We start from the raw sequence: 19110 nt of genomic DNA, 5'->3' as shown, positions 1-19110 counted from the left end.
CCTTCGCGTACCGGGGGTTCCAAGGGGCCTTAAGGCCCCTTGGCCGCCGGAGGCCCTCTCTTATCCGTTCTCCTCGCGCTGGCCCCAGGCTTGTTCGTAGGCCGAGCCGCCGCGCTCGAGGATTTCCTCGGCGGCGTGGGGCACCAGCATGGCCAGGCAGCGGCGTTCGCGCCAGCGCCTGCGGATGTCGGTGGAGCTGACTTCCAGCACGGGCATGTTCACGGTGAACAAGCCGGTGCCGCAGGCGAAGCGCGTGTGGCTGGCGCCGGCGCGTTCCATGCCGGGCCAGTTGGCCTCGGCAAAGGCGGCGATGCTGCCGCTGTCGGCGCCGGGCCGCAGCACGACGATGATGGAGCAGAGGTGCGGGATCTCCAGGCCGCGATTCCAGCCCGGCAGTGCCAGGAACGATTCGCTGCCCATGATGAAGTGCAGCTCGTCGCCGGGCATTTTTTCGCGCAGGGCCAGCAGGGTGTCCACGCTGTAGGAGGGGCCTGTGCGCGTGCCTTCGAAACCGCTGGCCGAGAGCCCGGTGACGCCGCGCACGGCCAGTTCGACCAGGCGCAGGCGGTGGGCGAAGGGCAGCATGCCCTCGGCGGGCTTGTGCGGGGGCTCGCCCGCGGGCATGAGCAGCACGCGCTCCAGGCCGACGGACTCGCGGGCCTCGACGGCCATGCGCATGTGGCCCGCGTGAATGGGGTTGAAGCTGCCGCCCAGGATTCCAATCTTGGCCATGATGCGTTTCTGTCCTTTTTCTTTCTGCCCGCAATGCACGCGTAGGGACCACAGGCCGAGCAGGGCCGGGGCGCGAACCAAAACTGTCTACTGGCGAATCTGGCCCTGCCCCAGGACCACGAACTTGGCGCTGGTGAGCTCGCGGATGCCCATGGGGCCATACGCGTGGAGTTTGGTGGTAGAGATGCCGACCTCTGCGCCAAGGCCGAGCTCGCCGCCGTCGTTCAGGCGCGTGGAGGCGTTCACGGCGACCATGCTTGCGTCGGCCTCGCGGGTGAAGCGCATGGCGTTGGCGTGGCTCTCGGTCAGGATGACCTCGGTGTGGTTGGAGCCGTACTGGGCGATGTGCTCCAGCGCCTCGTCCAGGTCGGCCACGACCTTCACGGCCAGGGTCAGCCCCAGGAACTCGTAGCCCCAGTCGGCCTTGGTCGCGGCCTTGGCCGTCTTGCCCATAAGCGGCAGGGACGCCTTGCAGCAGCGGAACTCCACCCCGGCATCGCCAAGCTTCTTGGCCACCTTGGGCAGCAGCTTCTTGGCCACGGACTGGTGCACCAGCAGGCATTCCAGCGCGTTGCAGGTGCCGGGGCGCTGGACCTTGGCGTTGTGGATGATGGTCACGGCGCGCTCCAGGTCGGCGCTCAAGTCGACAAAAGTGTGGCACACGCCCTTGTAGTGCTTGAGCACGGGCATGGAGGCCTGCTCCACCACGGCGCGGATGAGGCCCTCGCCCCCGCGCGGGATGACGACGTCGATGAATTCGTCGAGCTTGAGCAGGGCGCTCACGGCCTCGCGGTCCGGGGTGGGCGGCACCTGCACGCAGCCCTTGGGCAGCCCGGCGGCTTCCAACCCCTGGTGCACGACCTTGGTCAGGGCCTTGATGGAGTGGAAGGCCTCGCTGCCGCCGCGCAGGATGGCCGCGTTGCCGCTCTTGATGCAGAGCACTGCGGCGTCCACGGCGGCGTTGGGCCGGGACTCGAAGATCATGGCCACCACACCCAGCGGCACGCGCATGCGCCCCACCAGCATGCCGTTGGGGCGCTTCTTCATGCCTTCGATCTCGCCCACGGGGTCGCTCATGGCCGCCACCTCGCGGCAGCCCTGGACCATGGCGTCCATGACGCCCTGGCTGATGGTCAAGCGGTCGAGCTTGGCGCTGTCGAGCCCGTTCTTGCGCGCCGCGTCCACGTCCTTCTTGTTGGCGGAGAAGATGACGGGAGCGCTCTGCACGAGCAGGTCGGCGATGTTCAGCAGGGCCTGCTGGCGGGCGCTGCCCTCGGCCGCAGCAAGCTTGCGCGAGGCGGCTTTGGCGTCCTGGGCGATCTTGCGCATCTGGGCGGCGATGGTCATGGCCTGACTCCTTCCCTGGCTTGGCGGCGTTGCCGTTGGCAAAAAAGCGTGCTTGAGAGGGACTCGCCAGGCCTTGGCCCTGCTGCGTTCCACTCCGCTTCTGAACCCTGCTTGGCTACCTTGAGAGGCCATCCAAGTCAATCTTATTGAGAAATTGTGCCCGTCGGCACCAAGCCGATTCAGCAACACACTGATTTTCCACACCATTGAAATGAAGCGCAAATAATCTTGGTTGGCCGTATCTTCCCCTTTGACCTGTTTGACATTTTTGCGTAAACATTTTTGGCCCGAACGCGGACGCGGACGGAAAGATCACGAACACGGGCGACAACGCCGCAAGGAGTTCCCACGCATGGACGAGAATAAAGACAAGGCTCCAGCGGAGCACGCCGTCAATCCCGGCGTCATCGAGCAGCTGGAGCAGATCAAGAGCACGCCGGATAACACGGCCGCAAGGCTGCTGCACTTCCTGGTGGACAACCTCAAGGCCATCGCCATTGGCTGCGGCGCCATCATCGTGGCCGTTGGCGTCTACGCCGGCGTGAACCACTGGCGCGCAAACCAGGCCCTCAAGGCCGCCGACTCGCTGGGCGTTCTGCTCATCCAGAAAACCGACCCCAAGGCCCGCGTTGAGGCCCTGGAGACCTTCCTGAAGGACGCCCCCGCCTCCCTGCGGCCCACGGTGCTGCTGGAGCTGGCCGCCGCCGCCATGGTCGGCCAGCAGTTCGACAAGGCGAGCACCGCCTGGACCGAGCTGTCGGGTTCCTCTTCGGCCGACATGCAGGTCATCGCGGGCATCGGCCACGCCAAGAGCCTGCTTATGTCGGGCAAGGCGCCCGAGGCCCTGACCCTGCTCCAGTCCCTCAAGGGCAAGGCGCCCAAGGCCTACGAGCTGGCGCTCACCAGGCAAATCGCCGTGGCCGCCGAGCAGGCCGGAAACGACAAGGTCGCGCAGGATGCCTACACCGAGCTGGCCACCAAGGCCGAAGGCGCAGGCAAGCCCTACTACGAATTCAAGGCCAACCAACTCAAGGCGAAGAGCTAGAAGGACACCCCCGCATGGCAAACCCCCTGCTATCCGGCGCTCCCGGCCAGACGCACCTGCTCCTCGGCAACGAGGCCATCGTGCGCGGCGCCATCGAGGCCGGCATCCAGTTCATCAGCTGCTACCCCGGCACCCCCTCCTCCGAGGTGCCTGACACTTTCTTCCGCCTCGCCTCTGAGGCCTCCTACACCTTCGAGTACTCCGTGAACGAGAAGGTTGCCCTGGAGGTCGGCGGCGGCGCCACCCTGGCCGGAGCCCTGACCCTCGTGACCATGAAGCACGTGGGCGTCAATGTCGCGGCGGACCCGCTGCTGACCCTGACCTACACCGGCAGCCCCGGCGGCTTCGTGCTGCTCTCCGCGGACGACCCCGGCTGCCACTCCAGCCAGAACGAGCAGGACAACCGCATTTACGCCCGCCTGGCCGGGCTGCCCTGCCTGGAGCCCGCCACGGCCCAGGAGGCCAAGGACATGACCCGCGCGGCCCTTGAGATGTCGCGCGAGTTGGGCACCCCGGTGCTGTTGCGCACCACCACCCGCGTGAACCACCTGCGCGGCCCGGTGACGCTTGCCGAGCCCGCCGTGCTGCCCGCGCCCGCGGGCTTCCAGAAGAACCCCTCGCGCTTCGTGCCCATCCCGGCCTTTGCGCGGCCCATGCACCTGCGCCTGCTTGACCTTCTGGACAAGCTGCGCGGCCTGGCCGAGACCTCCCCGCTCAACGTCGTTTCCGGCGCGGGCAAGGTCGGCGTGGTGGCCTCGGGCATCAGCCGGGCCTACCTGGCCGACGCCCTGCTCGAGGACGACCTCACGGGCAAGGTCAAGGTGCTGGACCTGGGCTTCACCTCTCCGCTGCCGGAGAAACTGATCGAATCCTTCATGAGCGGCCTCTCCACCCTGCTCGTTCTCGAAGAGCTGGAGCCGGTGCTGGAGACCGAGATCCGCGCCCTGGCGCAGCGCCTCGGCCTGACCCTGACCATCCTGGGCAAGACACCAGGCCCCATGCCCCGCTTCGGCGAGTTCAACGTGGGCATGGTCGCCCAGGCATTGCGCGACGTGCTCGGCCTGCCCGCCAAGGCGGCCCCGGCCTGCGCGGCCGAAACCGAGGCCAACGCCTGCGGCCCCCTGGCCAACCGCCCGCCCAACCTCTGCGCCGGGTGCCCGCACCGCGCCACCTACGTGGCCGTGCGCAAAATCTACGGCGACGCGGCGGTCTACTCCTCGGACATCGGCTGCTACACCCTGGGCATCCTGCCGCCGCTCAAGGCCGCGGACTTCCTCCTGTGCATGGGGTCGAGCATCTCCGCCGGCTGCGGCGCCGCCAAGGCGGCGGGACAGGACGTGGTGGCCTTCATCGGCGACTCCACCTTCTTCCATTCCGGCATCACCGGCCTGGTGAACGCGCTGTTCAACCAGCACGACCTGCTGGTGTGCATCCTCGACAACCGCACCACGGCCATGACCGGGCACCAGCCCAACCCCGGCGTGGACAAGACCGTCATCGGCGACAACCTTGTTCGCGTGGACATCGAGAAGCTGGTGGGCGGCCTTGGCATCCAGCACATCCGCAAGGTCAACCCGCTGAACCAGAAGGCCACCCTCAAGGCCATCGAGGAGCTGAAGGCCTTGTCCGGCGTGCGCGTGCTCATCGCCGAGGAGCCCTGCCCGCTCTTCGCCCGGCGCGCCTACGGCAAGAAGGTCACCCAGGTGGCCTACGTGACGGAGGGCTGCGGCGAAAAGGGCGACTGCGGCGACTGCCTGAACATCCTGGCCTGCCCCGCCTTCTTCAAGAAGGACGGCAAGGTGGCCATCGACCCGCTGCTATGCTCCGGCTGCATGCTCTGCCTGCAGCTCTGCTCGAACATCAAGGCCCGCAAAGGAGACGCGAAATGAGCGCCCTTCAGCAGACCCGTCTCCGCATCTTCATGACCGGCGTCGGCGGCCAGGGGACTCTCACGGCCACCACCCTGCTCGCCCGCGCGGCCCTGGCCTTCGGCCTGCCCGTGACCTCCGGCGAGATCCACGGCATGGCCCAGCGCGGCGGCGTGGTCGAGTCGACCCTGCTCATCGGCTACAAGAGCCCCAAGATCGGACCCGGCGAGGCCGACATCCTGCTGGGCTTCGAGCCGCTGGAAACCCTGCGCGCCATGTCCTACCTGAAGCCCGGCGGGCTGGTGCTCTCCAGCACCGAGTTCCTGCCGCCGCTCTCGGTGGCCTGCGGACGCGAGGAGAACCCCGACATCGACGCCATCAAGGCCACGGTGACGGCCTGCGCGGGCCAGGCCCGCTTCCTGCCCTGCCGCAGCCTGGGGATTGAGGCCGGGGCTGTGCAGAGCGGCAACATCGCACTCCTGGGCGCGCTGTGCGCCCTGGGCGCGCTGCCCTTCGGCGTCGACGTCCTGGCCGACACGGTGCGCGCCACCATGAAGCCCAAGATCGCCGAAGTGAACCTGCGCGCCCTGGAACTGGGAGCCGCGTATCCGGCCTAGGGCCGCGCGCGCGAAAGGAAGCCCCATGCCGAAATACGAGGCGTTGTGTTCCGGCCCGGAAGGGCTGCTGGGCTCGCTCAGAATCATCCTGCGGGAGCTGACACCCGGCTCGCCCCTGGACGAGAGCCTGGGCGGCCTGCTCAAGGCCCTGTCCAGGCAGATGGGCTACGTCCGAGTGTTCCTGGTCATCATGGACCCCGAGGCCGAGAGCCTGCGCCTGTCGCTGGCGCACAGCCCCACCCGGTCCATCCCCGCCACCTACACGCCCGGCAAGGGCGTGGTGGGCCAGGTCTACGAGACAGGCAAGCCCATCATCGTGCCGCGGCTCTCCGAGCACGGCGAGTTTCTGAACAAGGCCTTTGGCCGCAGCCAGGAAGAGCTGGAGAACCTGGCCTTCCTGTCCGTGCCCGTGGTCAGCACCCGGCGCGGCGGCCAGGAGGTCCTTGGCGCCCTCTCCGCCGACCTGCCCGTGCAGCCCGACGACTCCCTGCAGCGCCACCGCGAGTTCCTTGAGGTCGTTGCCGACCTCATCGCCAACCAGGTGGCCCAGCTGCAGGAGGAAATGGCCCTGCACAAGCACCTCATGGCCCAGGGCATGGTCCCAGCGGGCATGGACTCGCCCCCGCCCAAGGACTTCGTCGCCGCCAGCAAGAGCATGCGCGTGGTGCTGCGCCAGGGCCGCCAGGTGGCCCCCAGCCGCGCCACGGTGCTGCTGCGTGGCGAGTCCGGCACCGGCAAGGAGCTTTTGGCCGAGGCCATACACCAGGGCAGCCCGCGCCACGACAAGCCGCTGATCAAGCTCAACTGCGCCGCCCTGCCCTCGGAGCTGGTGGAGAGCGAACTCTTCGGCCACCAGAAGGGCGCCTTCACCGGCGCGGTGGCGACCAAGCGCGGCCTGTTCGAGGTGGCACACAACGGCACCCTGTTCCTCGACGAGATCGGCGAGCTGTCGCTCGACGCCCAGGCCAAGGTGCTGCGCGCCATCCAGGAGAAGGAAATCCAGCGCGTGGGCGGCGAGCAGACCCTGTCCGTCGACGTGCGGCTCATCTGCGCCACGCACCAGAACCTTGAGGAGCTGCTCACCCGGGGCGGCTTCCGCGAGGACCTGTTCTACCGCATCAACGTCTTCCCCATCTTCATCCCGGCCCTGCGCGAACGCAGAGAGGACATCCTGCCACTGGCCGAGCACTTCCTGGCAGGCTTCGCCTCGGAATACGGCAAGAGCATCAAGCGCATCTCCACCCCGGCCATCGAGCTGCTGACCATGTACCACTGGCCGGGCAACGTGCGCGAGCTGCGCAACTGCGTCGAGCGCGCCGTGCTCCTGTGCGAGGAGGAGGTCATCCGCACCTACCATCTGCCGCCCACGCTCCAGACGGCGGACTCCTCGGCCACGGGCATCAACCTCTCCTTCGGCGAAGCCGTGGCCAAGTTCGAGCAGGAGCTCCTGGTGGACTCGCTCAAGAAGACGCGCGGCAACATGCTGCAAAGCGCGCGCGACCTCCGCGTCTCGTACCGCATCATCAACTACAAGGTGAAAAAGTACGCCATCGACGTGAAGCGGTTCTCCGGCGCCAAGCCCAAGCGCAAGAAATAGCCGGTCCCACGCCCAGGCGACCCGCATGAACGCCCGCACGGCCAACCGGCCTGGCGGGCGTTTTCCTTTGGAGCCGCGGCCACGGGGGTTCGGCCTTGCCACGCCCTTGCGGTTTGGATAGGAGTTGAACTTGCCTCGACCCCCGCACGTCCACGCCCCAGGAGGATTCCCAGCCGCATGACCTCCCACGACCGCGCGCACAAGGGCCTCACGGCTTCGCTGCACCGGCTGCTGCTGCGCCGCATCGCGGGCATGACGGTGCTCATCTGCCTGCTTGTGGCGGGCGCGGTCTACCTGCGCGACAGCTCCCGCTTCGACGACATCATCATCGAGCACACCCTCCAGTCCGGCGAAGATTTCAGACGACACATCCTGGCGCACCTCGACAAGCCGGACCGGCTCGAAAGCCGGAGCATCCAGGCGGAACTCGACGCCATCCCGCCCCCCAGACACCAGGACCCCCTGGGGCGCACCGTCTACGTGCGCATCATGGACACGGACCTCAAGCCGCTGGCCGAGCGCTTCGTGCCCGACTACGCCCACGAGGACGAGGTGCGGCGGTTCATGGACGCGCACCGGTTCCCCTTCGCGCCCGGCACCCAGAACCGCTTCCGCGACATCGTGCGCATCGCGGGCAGGCCGCACCTGCACCTGGGCCTGGCCTTCACCAACAGCGCGGGAAAAAACGCTGCCTACGTCGAGAGCCTTTTCGCCGTCTCAGACAAGGTGCTCGACGACATCGCCGCTGGCATGCTGCGTAGCGTGGTGCTGGCGGTGCTCGTGGTGCTGGCCACCACGCTCTTGCTCTACCCGGTCATCATCAGGCTGCTCAGGCGCGTCACGGACCTCTCGGTGCACCTGCAGGAGTCCAACCTGGAGACCTTGAGCGTGCTGGGCAGCGCCATCGCCAAGCGCGACAGCGACACGGACCAGCACAACTACCGGGTCGCCATCTACTCCGTGCGCCTGGCCGAGGCCCTGGGCCTGGACGGCGCGGCCATCCGACCGCTCCTCAAGGGCGCCATGCTGCACGACGTGGGCAAGATCGGCATCCGCGACGCCATCCTGCTCAAGCCCGGCCCGCTGACGGCGGCCGAATTCACCGAGATGCAGCAGCACGTGCAGCATGGCCGCGACATCGTGGCCCAGGCCCGCTGGCTGTCCGATGCCGTGGACGTCATCAGCGGACACCATGAACGCTTCGACGGCAAGGGCTACGACCAGGCCCTCGCCAACGGGCAGGTGCCCCTCGGCGCCCGCCTGTTCGCCATCGCCGATGTCTTCGACGCGCTGACCTCGCGCCGGCCGTACAAGGAGCCGCTGGACTTCACCGAGGCCATGCGCCAGTTGGAGGCCGGGCGCGGCACGCACTTCGACCCGGCGCTGCTTGATGCCTTCACAGGCATCGCGCGAGGCCTTTTCGACAGCACGGCCGCAAGCAACGGGGCCGAGCTCAAGGCCAGCCTGCAGGAGATCTTCACCACCTACTTCACCAGGGACATCGAGGTCATGATGGAAGGCATGGCGAGCCTTGTCGCCAGAAAATGGCGCTCGCCCAAGGGGCAAGGCCAAGACTGAAAGTCCTGCACGTTGCCTGCCTTCCACCCGCAGCCCTGACGGGGCATGCCCCGTGAGTGCGTGGCCTGTTCTGAAAGGCGATGGCACAGGCGCTCCGGCATAACAGGGGACCGTCGGCATCCCTTCCGACCTCCTTGTCATGGCGCCCCAGTCGCCGCTTCAGCTCCCCTCGTTGCATCTGGCCGCAACATGCCCATGCCGCCAGGCCGTGCCGATCGCACTGGGCAGAGGCTGTCCGGGCTCCTGCACCCGGCTGTGATGTCAGGCGCAGGCCAAGCGGCGTGGCGCGTGACTATTATTCATGCCTTCCAAGGCCATGACCACGCCTGTCGGCATTGACGCACGCTCCGTTCTCGCAAGAATTCCATTGGCAAATCATAGCATTCTCGGTATACATTAGACATGTGCAAAATTTTCGCATTACTCCGGGCAATAGGCGCCACCGCCATATGCTTGGCGACGCTCTCCTGCTCGACCGACCAGCCCATCCTGGTCGGTTTCTCCGGTCAGCTCACGGGGGCGAAGTCGGACCTTGGCGTCCAGGGCCGCAACGGCGCCGTTCTCGCCGTGGAGGAGATCAACGCCGCTGGCGGCGTCAATGGACGCACGCTTGAGCTTCTGGCGGAGGACGACCTCGACTCTCCGAGCGGCGCCATCCAGGCCGATGAGACACTGCTCCGCAAGGGGGTCGTGGCCATCGTCGGCCACATGACGACGAGCCAGACCCTTGCCGCCTATCCCGTTGTCGAGAAGCGAGGCGGCGTACTGGTTTCTCCGACCACTGCCGCGCCAGCCCTCAAAGACAAGCAGGACGGCTTTTTCCGTGTCATCCCCAGCAACACGAAATGGGCCGAGGTCATGGCCGAGTACGCCCTCAAGAAGTCGCTGAAGACGATCTTCTTCGTTGGCGATGCGGACAACGTCGGCTATACGGACACCTTTCTTGCCTCTTTGGACAAGTCTTACACCAGGAAGGGGGGGCGCCTCGTGGGCTCCAGGCTTTATTCCTCCCGCGCAGGCGAGGACTGGGGAGCCTTGGCGCAGGCCATCCGCAAGGCCAAACCGGAGGTACTTGTGGCGTGCATGGCTGCGCGCGATCTCGTAGCGCTGGCCCAGGCCCTGCGGCCGAGCGAAGCGGGCATTACGGTGCTTGGGCCGCCTTGGCCGGCGACAAACGCCCTGTTGCTCTCGGGCGGCAGCATCGTCGAGGGCTTCCAGTTCGTCTCCAACTACTCGGAGGACAATGCCTTCCCCAGCTTCCGCTCTTTTCAGGAGCGCTACACCAAGCGCTTTGGCTGGAAGCCGAGCTTTGCCGCAGCCTTTGCCTATGAGGCGGTGCTGCTGCTCGCCGACGCGCTCAAACGCTCCGGCGGAGACACTCAAGGACTTAGAGCTGCCCTCGCGGACAGCGCTCCGCACACGGGCATCCTTGGGCCTTTCGCCATGTCGCCAAGCGGCGACGTCGTCAGGCCCACCTTCATCACCAGCGTCAAGCAGGGGCGCTTCGTCATCACCGACAGCGTGGGGGGAACCCACTGATGGCACAGGAGAAGCCGCGTTCCCTTTCCAGCACCCTCAACATCAGCATGACCCTGTGGCTGCTGATTCCTGGCGCCCTGGTGGCGCTGGCGGTCGCGGGGCTGGCCGCCTTCTGGATGCGCGAGCATTATGTGCACAGCGATGCCCTGGCCGTGCGCGGCCTGGCCAAGTATGTCAGCAACTACGTCGACTCTTCCGCACATTCGCTGGCCCTCTTCGCCGGAAAGATCGACAGCGGGCAGCACGCCCCGGACATCCCGAAGCACATGCACGAGTTCATCACGGCATCGCCGTATTTTGAGCGTGTGCTTTGGCTGGACAAGGACAAGCGCGTGCGTTCCGTGGTGCCCTCGGGCAAGGAAGGCACCGAATTCCCCTTCAGCCTGGACGCAGCAGGCAATGACTTCCTTATCCTCTCCCGCCCCATACCCTCGTCCACGAGCGGCCATCTCGTGGTCTACATCGGCGCCCCTGCGCCCAGCGGGGACCTGCTTGTGGGAGAGCTGAACCTAAGCGTCTTCCAGAAAAATCTCCAAGACCTGCAGCCAGAGGGCAAGGGCTCCATCATACTTGTCGACGCCTTTGGGAACCTCATCTCCCACCCGGAGCACAAGCGTGTGGAGAGGCAAGAGAACATCGGGGACCTGCAGGCAATACGGGAGAGCACCGAAACGCCAACGTCGCGAGTGTTCCGCGCCGGGAAGGAGCTTGTGTTCGGAACCTCGGTCCGCCTCGCCGACACGGGCTGGGTGCTGCTGACCACCAAGCCTGTCGTAGCGCTTTTCGGCCCCCTGGCCCGTTCCGCCATCATTTTGCTGGCGCTGCTCACCGTGGTGCTCATCCTGCTCTCGCTGCGCATGCGCCAAGACCTCGGCAAGCGCGTGGTGACACCCCTTGTCGACTTCTCCGAAGCCATTCAACGCCTCGCGGAAGGAAACAGAGTCGAAGGCATGGGGATGAATTCCACCGCCTTTCTGGAACTGGCGCAAGTGGAGCAGGAATTCGTTCAGATGAGCGACACCCTCTACGCGCGGGACATCGAGATCCGCGAGAGCGAAAGCCGCTACCGCAGCCTGTTTGAGAAAGCCTCCATCGGCATCCTGCTCGTTGACCGTTCATCCCGCATGCTCGACGCGAACCCCATGGCCGAAGAGCTGCTCGGATTCTCGCGTGCGGAGTTGATGACCATGGACGGGCATGACCTCCTGCATCCCGAGGACGCCGAGCAGGTGAGCATAGAGCAGAACATCGAGGCCACGAAGACCGGCGAAAACATATTCCTGGAGCGCCGCTACCGCACCAAGTCCGGTCAATGGCTGCAGGCGGAAGTCCGGATGAAGAACGTGGATGAGGAGAAACACCTGATCATGTTCTCGGACATATCCGAGCGGAAGGCAATTGAAGACGCCCAGCGCTTCCTGCTCCAATGCGGCAACGAGGCCGATGGCGAGGACTTCTTCAGGTCCCTGGCGAGCTATTTGGCCAGGACGCTTGAGATGGACTACATCTGCATCGACCGGCTGGAGGGTGATGGGCTCACGGCCCATACCGTTGCGGTGCACTTCGACGGACATTTCGAGGACAACGTCAGCTACACCTTGAAAGACACGCCGTGCGGCGACGTTGTGGGCCGGAATGTCTGCTGCTTTGCCGAGCGCGTGCGCCACATTTTCCCCGAAGACAAGATCCTCCAGGACATGGAGGCCGAAAGCTACGCCGGCGTCACCCTTTGGGACACCCAGCACCGGGCCATCGGCCTAATCGCCGTCATCGGCAGGAGGCCCCTGACGAACCGGCGCCGGGTGGAGGCGTTGCTGCAGCTGGTCGGCATGCGCGCGGCCGGAGAGCTGGAGCGCAGGAAAGGCGTCGAGGCGCTTATCAACAGCGAAGCGGCACTGCGGGCGATCATCGAGAACACGCCCATCGGCATGCACCTGTATGACATGGTGGACGGCCAGCTCATTTTCGGCGGGGCGAATCCCGCTGCCGACACCATCCTTGGGCGGCAGCACAGCCAGCTCATCGGCAAAGGCATTCTTGAGGCCTTCCCCATGCTGGAAGAAACCGACATCCCAGACCGCTACCTCAGCGTCATCACCACAGGGACCCCATGGCACTCGGAGCAATTCGGCTATGAGGACGAGCATTCCTCCGGCACCTTCGAGGTGCTCAGCTTCGCGGTTTCGCCCACCCGCCTCGCCGTCATGTTCCTGGACATCACCAGCCGCAAGCAAGCCGAGGACGAACTGCTGCAGGCGAAGAACCTCGCAGAGACCTCGGACCGCGCCAAGTCGGAATTCCTGGCCAACATGAGCCACGAGATCCGGACCCCGCTCAATGGCGTGCTTGGGATGCTGCAATTGCTCCAGCAGGATGTGACGGCGGAAGAGCGTGCGAACTTCACCGCCATGGCCTTCGATGCGGGGCGCAGGCTGCTCTCGCTTCTCAATGACGTTCTGGACTTCTCCAAAATGCAGACGGACCAGTTCGCGCTGAACAACTCGCCCTTCTTCCTCAATGAGTTGCTGTGCTCCGTTTCGGATGTGTTCCACGTGACCTGTGCCCAGAAGGACATCGCCCTGCGCGTCCAGATCGCGAAGGAAACGCCCGCCCGCCTCTGCGGAGACGAGGCGCGCATCCGGCAGATACTCTTCAACCTCGTGGGCAACTCCGTCAAATTCACTTCCTCGGGCTCTGTGCAGGTGGATGTGTGGGCCCGCCCGGCCCTGCGCCATGAAGGCAAGCTTCGTTTGCATCTCATGGTCGCCGACACTGGCATCGGCATTCCCAGCGACAAGCTCAGCCATGTGTTTGGCCGTTTCACCCAGGCCGATGCAGGCTACACAAGACCCTATGAGGGTGCAGGTCTCGGCTTGGCCATCGTCAAGCGCATTGTCGAGCTCATGGGAGGGAGCATCTGCGTGGACAGCGATGTCGGCGAAGGCACCGCCATCTACCTGGATCTGCTCCTGGACACCTTCGATGGAGAAGAGCAGCCGATCGGGGACGGGCAGCGGTGCTACATCGCGCCGACGGACGGTCCCTTGCGGATACTCCTCGCAGATGACGAACCCATTGGCCAAATGGGCATGCTCGTCCTCCTCAAGCGCATGGGCCACGAAGTCGTCACCGCCAGCAACGGGACTGAAGCCATTGAAGCAATGCTGCAGAATGACATCGACTGCATCCTGATGGACATCCAGATGCCGGGGATGGACGGCGTCGAGGCGACAAACCGCATCCGCAGCATGTCCGACGCCCTGGGGAAGGCGAGAGTCCCCATTATCGCGTTGACCGCCTACGCCATGCCCGGAGACCGTGAAAAGTTCCTGGCTGCGGGGATGGATGACCACGTGGCAAAGCCCGTTCAGGTGGAAGAAATCCAGAAGGCGCTTGGCAGGGTCGCCCAGACGGTACGCAAACGGGGTCTCCGCCCGTAAGCACGCTGACACTTGGCGGAGCCTCGCGTCGGATTTCGATTCACTCGGAGCTGCTTGCGCTCTGAATGCGCTCATGGACCGACTTACGGCGCCACACCACTCTGCCCCTCGCGCCCGTGACGGCAAGCGGCCAATCCCCAGCCGTGGCGCCGGGGTCCTGCGGGCGAGTGCCTCTGAAGCTCCGGCAAATCCGTGGGGCTATGAAGCGTGTGGGACTGTCCTGCAAAGCAAAAAAGCGGCTAGGATATTCTCCTAACCGCTTGATTTGTTCTGGCGTCCCCAAGGGGATTTGAACCCCTGTTAACGGCGTGAAAGCCGCCTAGCAACCCTACGCCTGCCAAGGATTCCTGGATGTTAGCGCAGCACGGAGTAGCAGAGAATGCACTACCGAGCATGCCAGAAGATATCCGTCGGAATATCCGCCATCCGCAAACGCGCCTTGCGTTGGATGCTCACCCTCGCCTCTGAAGTGGGCATGACCTGTAGCCGCTTGACGGACAGGTTGACGATTGCCCTTGAGGAGGTGGCCAAATGAGTGAAGCCACCTACCTTGAGCAGGTTTTGAGCCTTGCCACCTCTTGGCGGCTCTTCCCGTGCAAAGACAAAAAGCCCCTGACGCCTCACGGCCTCAAAGACGCGACGCAGGATCAAGCCCAGGTGCGCGAATGGTGGGAGCGCTGGCCCGATGCACAGATCGGCGTCCCTGTCGGTGCAAATACGGGCACTTTCGTGCTGGACGTGGACTTGCCAGACGGCCCCGCAGCCTTGGCCGCCCTGGAAGCCGAACACGGCCCTTTGCCGCCTACCTGGACCGCCCGCACCAAGTCGGGCGGGGAGCATCGGCACTTCATCTTGCCTGAGGGCCTGGAGCTGAAAAACTCCGCGCGGCGGCTGGGGGCTGGCCTGGATATTCGCACCGAAGGCGGCTACGTCATCGCCCCGCCCACGCCAGGCTATGTCTGGACGCAAGGAAAAGGCCGTGCCGAGGCCCCGGCGTGGCTCCTGGCGCTCCTGACGGCCCCGAAGCAGCACAAGCCCGCCCCGGCAATCCAAAACGCCTCTACGACCCCATACGGGCGAAAAGCGCTTGAAGCGGAAGCCTCAAGGGTTGCACTCGCGCCGGAAGGGACAAGAAACCACGCCTTGAACAGCGCTGCCTACTGCATCGGGCAGCTAGTAGCAGGCGGACAAATCGACCGGGTAGAGGGCGAATCAACCTTGCTCTTGGCAGCCTCGCGAGCTGGTCTGAATCCAGTAGAAGCGGCCAAAACTTTCGCCTCTGGTTTTGCCGCCGGGGAGCAGGAACCGAGGAAGCCGGAGAGCGTCAACAGCGTCAACAAACCCCCTATTTCGTCAACACCGTCAACAGCGTCAACACCGTCAACAGCGTCAACAAGCGTTGACAAATCGTCAACAGAACCGTCAACAGCAGCCCCAGAATCGTCAACAGCGTCAACAGCCGAAGTGAGCTTTTTCGTGGACCTGTTCATTGAACAAGCTACCGGAACTTTTACGTCTTTTGAGCTTTGCCAATGGGCTGGATTCAGCACGCGGGGGCAGCGGGTTGCCGTCTCCCAGGCCCTCTTAAGAAGAATACATAAATCCAAGATAGAGCGCGTTGGAACTCGTAACGCCACCTTCCGCAAAATCGAAACAGAGTGCCCCGCCATCGATTTTCTAACCACGGACGAACCGGCAGTGGATATCACCCTGCCTTTTGGCCTGGACAAGATGGTGGAACTCATGCCGGGGAATATCTGCGTTCTTGCCGGTGAGCCGAACGCGGGCAAGACTGCCTTTTTGCTCAACGTCGTGCGCGAGAACATGCACAAATCCCAGGTGCATTACTTCAACTCGGAAATGGGGGCGCAAGAGCTGAAAAAGCGCTTGAGCAAATTCCCCACGCCACTAGCAGACTGGACCTTCCACGCCTGGGAACGCACCGACAACTTTCAAGACGCCATCAGGCCAGGCCCCGGAGTCATCAACATCATCGACTTCCTTGAGGTCTCCGAGGACTTCTACCGCGTTGGCGGCCAGCTCAAGGCCATCCACGACAAACTACACGGCGCGCTGGCCATCGTCGCCCTGCAGAAGAACAAAGGCACCGACCTGGGGCTGGGGGGTGGCAGGAGTCTGGAGAAGCCGCGCCTGTATCTGGCCCTTGAGCCAGGGCTCATCAAGATCGTGAAGGCCAAGAACTGGCGCTCACATGAGAACCCCAACGGGATGCAACTCAAGTTCAAGACGGTCGATGGATGCCGCCTCTTGCCGCAAGGCGAATGGTACCGGGACATGAGCCCAAAGAAGAACCTTCGGGCCGTGGCTTGATGCTGTCGGGAGCAGGCAAAACCAAGGGATTAACACAACTGCATTTTGCGCCGCCCGAGCGGCAAGAGAGGAAGATCAACATGGAAGCCATCGTCAAGCGCACTATCGAGCGCAGGCTCAAGGCAAAGGGCATGTCACACAAACAGGCGCTTATCATGGTGAGCGCTCTCAACGACGTTGTGCGCGACATGCGCGAGGCCAGGGAAGAGATAGAGCAGGCAACGGCGCACGTCCAAGGGGATCATTTCCGCTTCGAGGAGCCCCGTGGCTGATTGGCCCTACAACACCAGCCAGTGGCGGCGGCTTCGGGTGGCCAAGCTCCGAGCCGCGCCCATGTGTGAATACTGCACGCCCGGGCGTGAGCAGCTGGCCAACCAGGTAGACCACAAGGTGCCGGTGAAAGAAGGGGGCGACCCGTGGGCATGGGACAACCTCGCGAGCTGCTGCCAGTCCTGCCACAGCCGCAAGACAGCATCCGAAGACGGCGCATTCGGGAACAAGAAGGGCAAAGGCAAGCCCTTGCGGGGGTGTGACGCGAACGGCAGGCCGATCGACCGCCGCCATTGGTGGAACGGAAAATCTCTGGCGGCTGACGCCTTGGACCGAGTAGGGCCTCAAACACAGAGTTAGTTTCAAATCGAGGGGTTATGGGCAAAAGAGGACCAGGCGCGAAGCCCGTTGAAAAGGCCCCCGTGAAGAGCGGGCAGCTTTCCTTGTGGGGCACGACCGCCCCGCGCAAAGAGAAAACCCAATTCCCTTGGGAAAAGCGCGGGCTTTCTCGGGCCGCGCGCGTCATCGCCTTCCTGGAGTTCCTGCCGATCACCAGCGGCATGCACGCCGGGAAAAAATTCAAGCTCAGGCCGTGGCAGAAAAAGATCATCGAAGGCATCTACGCCACGGGCAAGAATGGCAAGCGGATCGTGCGGCAGGCCCTCTTCACCGTGCCTAGAAAGAACGGAAAGAGCCAAATCGCGTCCGGTCTCGCCCTCGCCCACCTTGTGGGGCCTGAGGCTGAATCCCGTGGCCAGGTCTTCAGCGCAGCAAGCGACCGCGACCAGGCCAGCATCATCTTCCGCGAAATGAAGGCCATCATCCTGGCCGTCCCTGAGTTCGCGCAGCGCGTCATCATCCGCGACTTTGGCAAGCAGATCGAAGACACAGTGACGGGCAGCACCTATATTGCCCTCAGCTCCGATGCCCGCAAGGCCCACGGCCTGAGCCCGTCTTTCATGGTCTATGACGAGCTGGCCCAGGCCCCGAACCGGCACCTGTACGACAACCTGACGACCGGCACGGGCGCGCGCGCCGAGCCGCTCATGGTGGTCATCAGTACGCAGTCCAGCGACCCGCACCACGTCATGTCCGAGCTGACCGAGTACGGGCGCAAGGTGCGGGATGGGCTCATTCAGGACCGGAGCTTCTACGCGGCGATTTTCGAGGCCCCACCAGACGCCGACCCGTGGGATGAAACCGTGTGGCATGCCTGCAACCCTGCCTTGGGCGACTTCCGCAGCCTGGAGGAAATGCGGCTCTTCGCGGCCCAGGCCAAGCGCATTCCGGCCAAGGAAGCGGCCTTTCGCAACCTGTACTTGAACCAGGCCGTTGACCCTGACCAGCGTTTCATCAGCTCGGGCGATTGGGAGGCCTGCGCGGGCGCGGTTGACCTTGCCTCGCTCCGTGGGCGGCCATGCTGGGGCGGCCTGGACCTGTCCAGCACCACGGACTTGACCGCCCTTGTGCTCTACTTTCCCGAAGACGGCGGGGCCGTATTGCCGTTCTTCTGGGTGCCTGGCGACAACATCGAGGCGAGAGAAGACCGCGACCGTGTGCCCTATGGCCTCTGGTCGAGAAAGAAGCACATCGAGGCCCTGCCGGGGCGGGCCATAGACAAGCTGGCCGTGGCGCTGCGCCTGGGCGAGCTCTCCGGCCTCTACGATATCCAAGGCATCGCCTATGACCGCTGGCGCATCGAGGACTTGAAGAAAATCCTTGCAGATGAGGGCATAGATATCACGCTCAAGGATTGGGGCCAGGGCTTCAAGGACATGGGGCCAGCCGTGGACGCACTAGAAACGGCCATCCTTGAGGGCAAGCTCCGGCATGGCGGCCACCCGGTCTTGACCTGGTGCTGCTCAAACGCCGTCGTGCAGGTTGATCCGGCAGGCGCGCGGAAGATCGCCAAGGACAAAAGTCTTGATAGGGTTGATGGTCTGGTAGCCCTAACAATGGCCATTGGTCTTCACTCGCGGGAACCGGCACCGCAAGTCGTGGACTTTTCGAGGCCAATATTTCTGTAGCCAAAATGCTGAAATACAAAGACTTAAAAATAGTTGACAACGGTACTGTACGAACGTACCTTTTCGCCACAGGAGATTACTATGGCCCTAACGCAAGAACAAGCCAGCAAATACCTGGATAGTGAGCTTCATCCGTTTTTGACCACGGAAGAAGTGGCAACTATCGCAGGCATCAAGCCTGCCACTCTTTCGCAGTGGGTAAAGCGAGGCTACGTCGAACTGAGGGGTTCCATTCGCCCTGGCACTGGCCGAGCGATGTTATTTAGCTTCTCAGGGTTGATTGAGGTGCTGGCCTTCACGCAATTGTCACGGCTTGGGCTCCCCCTCCAGGGTTCCGCAAGAGGACTTTCCGCTAAAGTAATGCTCTGCGTTGGGCGTCGGCTCATGGAGTATTCTGGAGCATTCGAAGATTTATCAGATTCAAAGCTTGGCGAATTTGAACGCTTCGTGTCTGCATGGTATGACGAAGCACGAGACGAAGTATTATCAAGCATTTCATCAATACCAGCCCCTCTCAGCTTTAATACAATTCCTCACACTTCTTGGATTGTTATCGACTGCTACGCGCTTCTGGATGTAGCGCTTTCTGGTTTGGATAATTTGAAGCGCCTTCTATAGTCACCCCTGCCCGGTTCTCCGCTGTGCGGGCGTGCGGCGCGCCCAAGAATCAAAAGGGAGCCTCGGAAAAGGACATCCGGGCAACAACGCCTTAGCCACAG

General features: G+C 64.0%; 14 protein-coding genes. 12 read left to right on the top strand and 2 right to left on the bottom strand.

The window, feature by feature from the left end; genetic code table 11:
- Positions 1 to 60: 60 nt before the first annotated feature.
- Both nadD and RDU24_RS10510 read right to left on the bottom strand, forming a co-directional pair.
- Entirely contained in the window at positions 61 to 732 is a 672-nt protein-coding gene (gene nadD / locus RDU24_RS10515; RefSeq protein WP_308735709.1) for a nicotinate (nicotinamide) nucleotide adenylyltransferase, read from the bottom strand.
- A gap of 87 nt (positions 733 to 819) precedes the next feature.
- A complete protein-coding gene (locus tag RDU24_RS10510) occupies positions 820 to 2079 on the bottom strand; it encodes a glutamate-5-semialdehyde dehydrogenase (RefSeq protein WP_308735708.1) in 1260 nt (419 codons plus the stop codon).
- A gap of 352 nt (positions 2080 to 2431) precedes the next feature.
- Between RDU24_RS10510 and RDU24_RS10505 the strand changes: the two genes are divergently transcribed.
- The 12 genes from RDU24_RS10505 (at position 2432) to RDU24_RS10455 (ending at position 19009) form a co-directional block, all read left to right on the top strand.
- Positions 2432 to 3124, top strand: a complete 693-nt coding sequence (locus tag RDU24_RS10505) for a tetratricopeptide repeat protein (RefSeq protein ID WP_308735707.1) — start codon at positions 2432 to 2434, stop codon at positions 3122 to 3124.
- Positions 3125 to 3138: 14 nt separating this feature from the next.
- The gene (gene iorA / locus RDU24_RS10500) at positions 3139 to 5013 is read left to right on the top strand and encodes an indolepyruvate ferredoxin oxidoreductase subunit alpha (RefSeq protein ID WP_308735706.1); all 1875 of its coding nucleotides are present in this window, start codon (positions 3139 to 3141) and stop codon (positions 5011 to 5013) included.
- Positions 5010 to 5609: an indolepyruvate oxidoreductase subunit beta gene (locus RDU24_RS10495; RefSeq protein ID WP_308735705.1), complete on the top strand. Its 600-nt coding sequence runs from the start codon at positions 5010 to 5012 to the stop codon at positions 5607 to 5609. Before iorA ends, RDU24_RS10495 begins: the two co-directional genes overlap by 4 nt.
- 25 nt (positions 5610 to 5634) lie before the next feature.
- Positions 5635 to 7206, top strand: coding sequence for a sigma 54-interacting transcriptional regulator (locus RDU24_RS10490; RefSeq protein WP_308735704.1), 1572 nt, complete (start codon positions 5635 to 5637; stop codon positions 7204 to 7206).
- A gap of 177 nt (positions 7207 to 7383) precedes the next feature.
- Complete coding sequence (locus RDU24_RS10485) at positions 7384 to 8784, top strand: HD-GYP domain-containing protein (RefSeq protein WP_308735703.1); 1401 nt, start codon at positions 7384 to 7386, stop codon at positions 8782 to 8784.
- A gap of 453 nt (positions 8785 to 9237) precedes the next feature.
- Positions 9238 to 10323 carry an ABC transporter substrate-binding protein gene (locus tag RDU24_RS10480; protein ID WP_308735702.1) on the top strand — a complete coding sequence of 362 codons (1086 nt, stop codon included), beginning with the start codon at positions 9238 to 9240 and terminating at the stop codon, positions 10321 to 10323.
- Complete coding sequence (locus tag RDU24_RS10475) at positions 10323 to 13763, top strand: PAS domain S-box protein (RefSeq protein WP_308735701.1); 3441 nt, start codon at positions 10323 to 10325, stop codon at positions 13761 to 13763. Before RDU24_RS10480 ends, RDU24_RS10475 begins: the two co-directional genes overlap by 1 nt.
- Before the next feature lie 531 nt (positions 13764 to 14294).
- Positions 14295 to 16094: a bifunctional DNA primase/polymerase gene (locus tag RDU24_RS10470; RefSeq protein ID WP_308735700.1), complete on the top strand. Its 1800-nt coding sequence runs from the start codon at positions 14295 to 14297 to the stop codon at positions 16092 to 16094.
- Positions 16095 to 16174: 80 nt separating this feature from the next.
- Positions 16175 to 16366, top strand: a complete 192-nt coding sequence (locus RDU24_RS10465) for a hypothetical protein (protein WP_308735699.1) — start codon at positions 16175 to 16177, stop codon at positions 16364 to 16366.
- 61 nt (positions 16367 to 16427) lie between these two features.
- Positions 16428 to 16724 carry an HNH endonuclease signature motif containing protein gene (locus RDU24_RS16010; protein ID WP_374989763.1) on the top strand — a complete coding sequence of 99 codons (297 nt, stop codon included), beginning with the start codon at positions 16428 to 16430 and terminating at the stop codon, positions 16722 to 16724.
- Positions 16725 to 16741: 17 nt separating this feature from the next.
- Positions 16742 to 18391: a terminase large subunit gene (locus RDU24_RS10460; RefSeq protein WP_308735698.1), complete on the top strand. Its 1650-nt coding sequence runs from the start codon at positions 16742 to 16744 to the stop codon at positions 18389 to 18391.
- 81 nt (positions 18392 to 18472) lie between these two features.
- Positions 18473 to 19009 (top strand): helix-turn-helix domain-containing protein, encoded by a 537-nt coding sequence (locus RDU24_RS10455; protein WP_308735697.1) that lies wholly within the window; start codon positions 18473 to 18475, stop codon positions 19007 to 19009.
- Positions 19010 to 19110: the final 101 nt, after the last annotated feature.

It is taken from the genome of Humidesulfovibrio sp. (genome assembly GCF_031082295.1).
Classification (GTDB): domain Bacteria; phylum Desulfobacterota; class Desulfovibrionia; order Desulfovibrionales; family Desulfovibrionaceae; genus Humidesulfovibrio.
The sequence above is the reverse complement of the archived record's forward strand: the minus strand, read 5'-3'. Positions and strand labels throughout refer to the sequence as shown.

What these genes read in the sequence shown, in the direction of transcription:
- RDU24_RS10495 (WP_308735705.1), top strand. Translation starts at nt 5,010, where the DNA reads ATGAGCGCCCTTCAGCAGACCCGTCTCCGCATCTTCATGACCGGCGTC.
- iorA (WP_308735706.1), top strand. Translation starts at nt 3,139, where the DNA reads ATGGCAAACCCCCTGCTATCCGGCGCTCCCGGCCAGACGCACCTGCTC.
- RDU24_RS10490 (WP_308735704.1), top strand. Translation starts at nt 5,635, where the DNA reads ATGCCGAAATACGAGGCGTTGTGTTCCGGCCCGGAAGGGCTGCTGGGC.
- RDU24_RS10485 (WP_308735703.1), top strand. Translation starts at nt 7,384, where the DNA reads ATGACCTCCCACGACCGCGCGCACAAGGGCCTCACGGCTTCGCTGCAC.
- RDU24_RS16010 (WP_374989763.1), top strand. Translation starts at nt 16,428, where the DNA reads ATGTGTGAATACTGCACGCCCGGGCGTGAGCAGCTGGCCAACCAGGTA.
- RDU24_RS10470 (WP_308735700.1), top strand. Translation starts at nt 14,295, where the DNA reads ATGAGTGAAGCCACCTACCTTGAGCAGGTTTTGAGCCTTGCCACCTCT.
- RDU24_RS10475 (WP_308735701.1), top strand. Translation starts at nt 10,323, where the DNA reads ATGGCACAGGAGAAGCCGCGTTCCCTTTCCAGCACCCTCAACATCAGC.
- RDU24_RS10460 (WP_308735698.1), top strand. Translation starts at nt 16,742, where the DNA reads ATGGGCAAAAGAGGACCAGGCGCGAAGCCCGTTGAAAAGGCCCCCGTG.
- RDU24_RS10455 (WP_308735697.1), top strand. Translation starts at nt 18,473, where the DNA reads ATGGCCCTAACGCAAGAACAAGCCAGCAAATACCTGGATAGTGAGCTT.
- RDU24_RS10505 (WP_308735707.1), top strand. Translation starts at nt 2,432, where the DNA reads ATGGACGAGAATAAAGACAAGGCTCCAGCGGAGCACGCCGTCAATCCC.
- RDU24_RS10510 (WP_308735708.1), bottom strand. Translation starts at nt 2,079, where the DNA reads ATGACCATCGCCGCCCAGATGCGCAAGATCGCCCAGGACGCCAAAGCC.
- nadD (WP_308735709.1), bottom strand. Translation starts at nt 732, where the DNA reads ATGGCCAAGATTGGAATCCTGGGCGGCAGCTTCAACCCCATTCACGCG.
- RDU24_RS10465 (WP_308735699.1), top strand. Translation starts at nt 16,175, where the DNA reads ATGGAAGCCATCGTCAAGCGCACTATCGAGCGCAGGCTCAAGGCAAAG.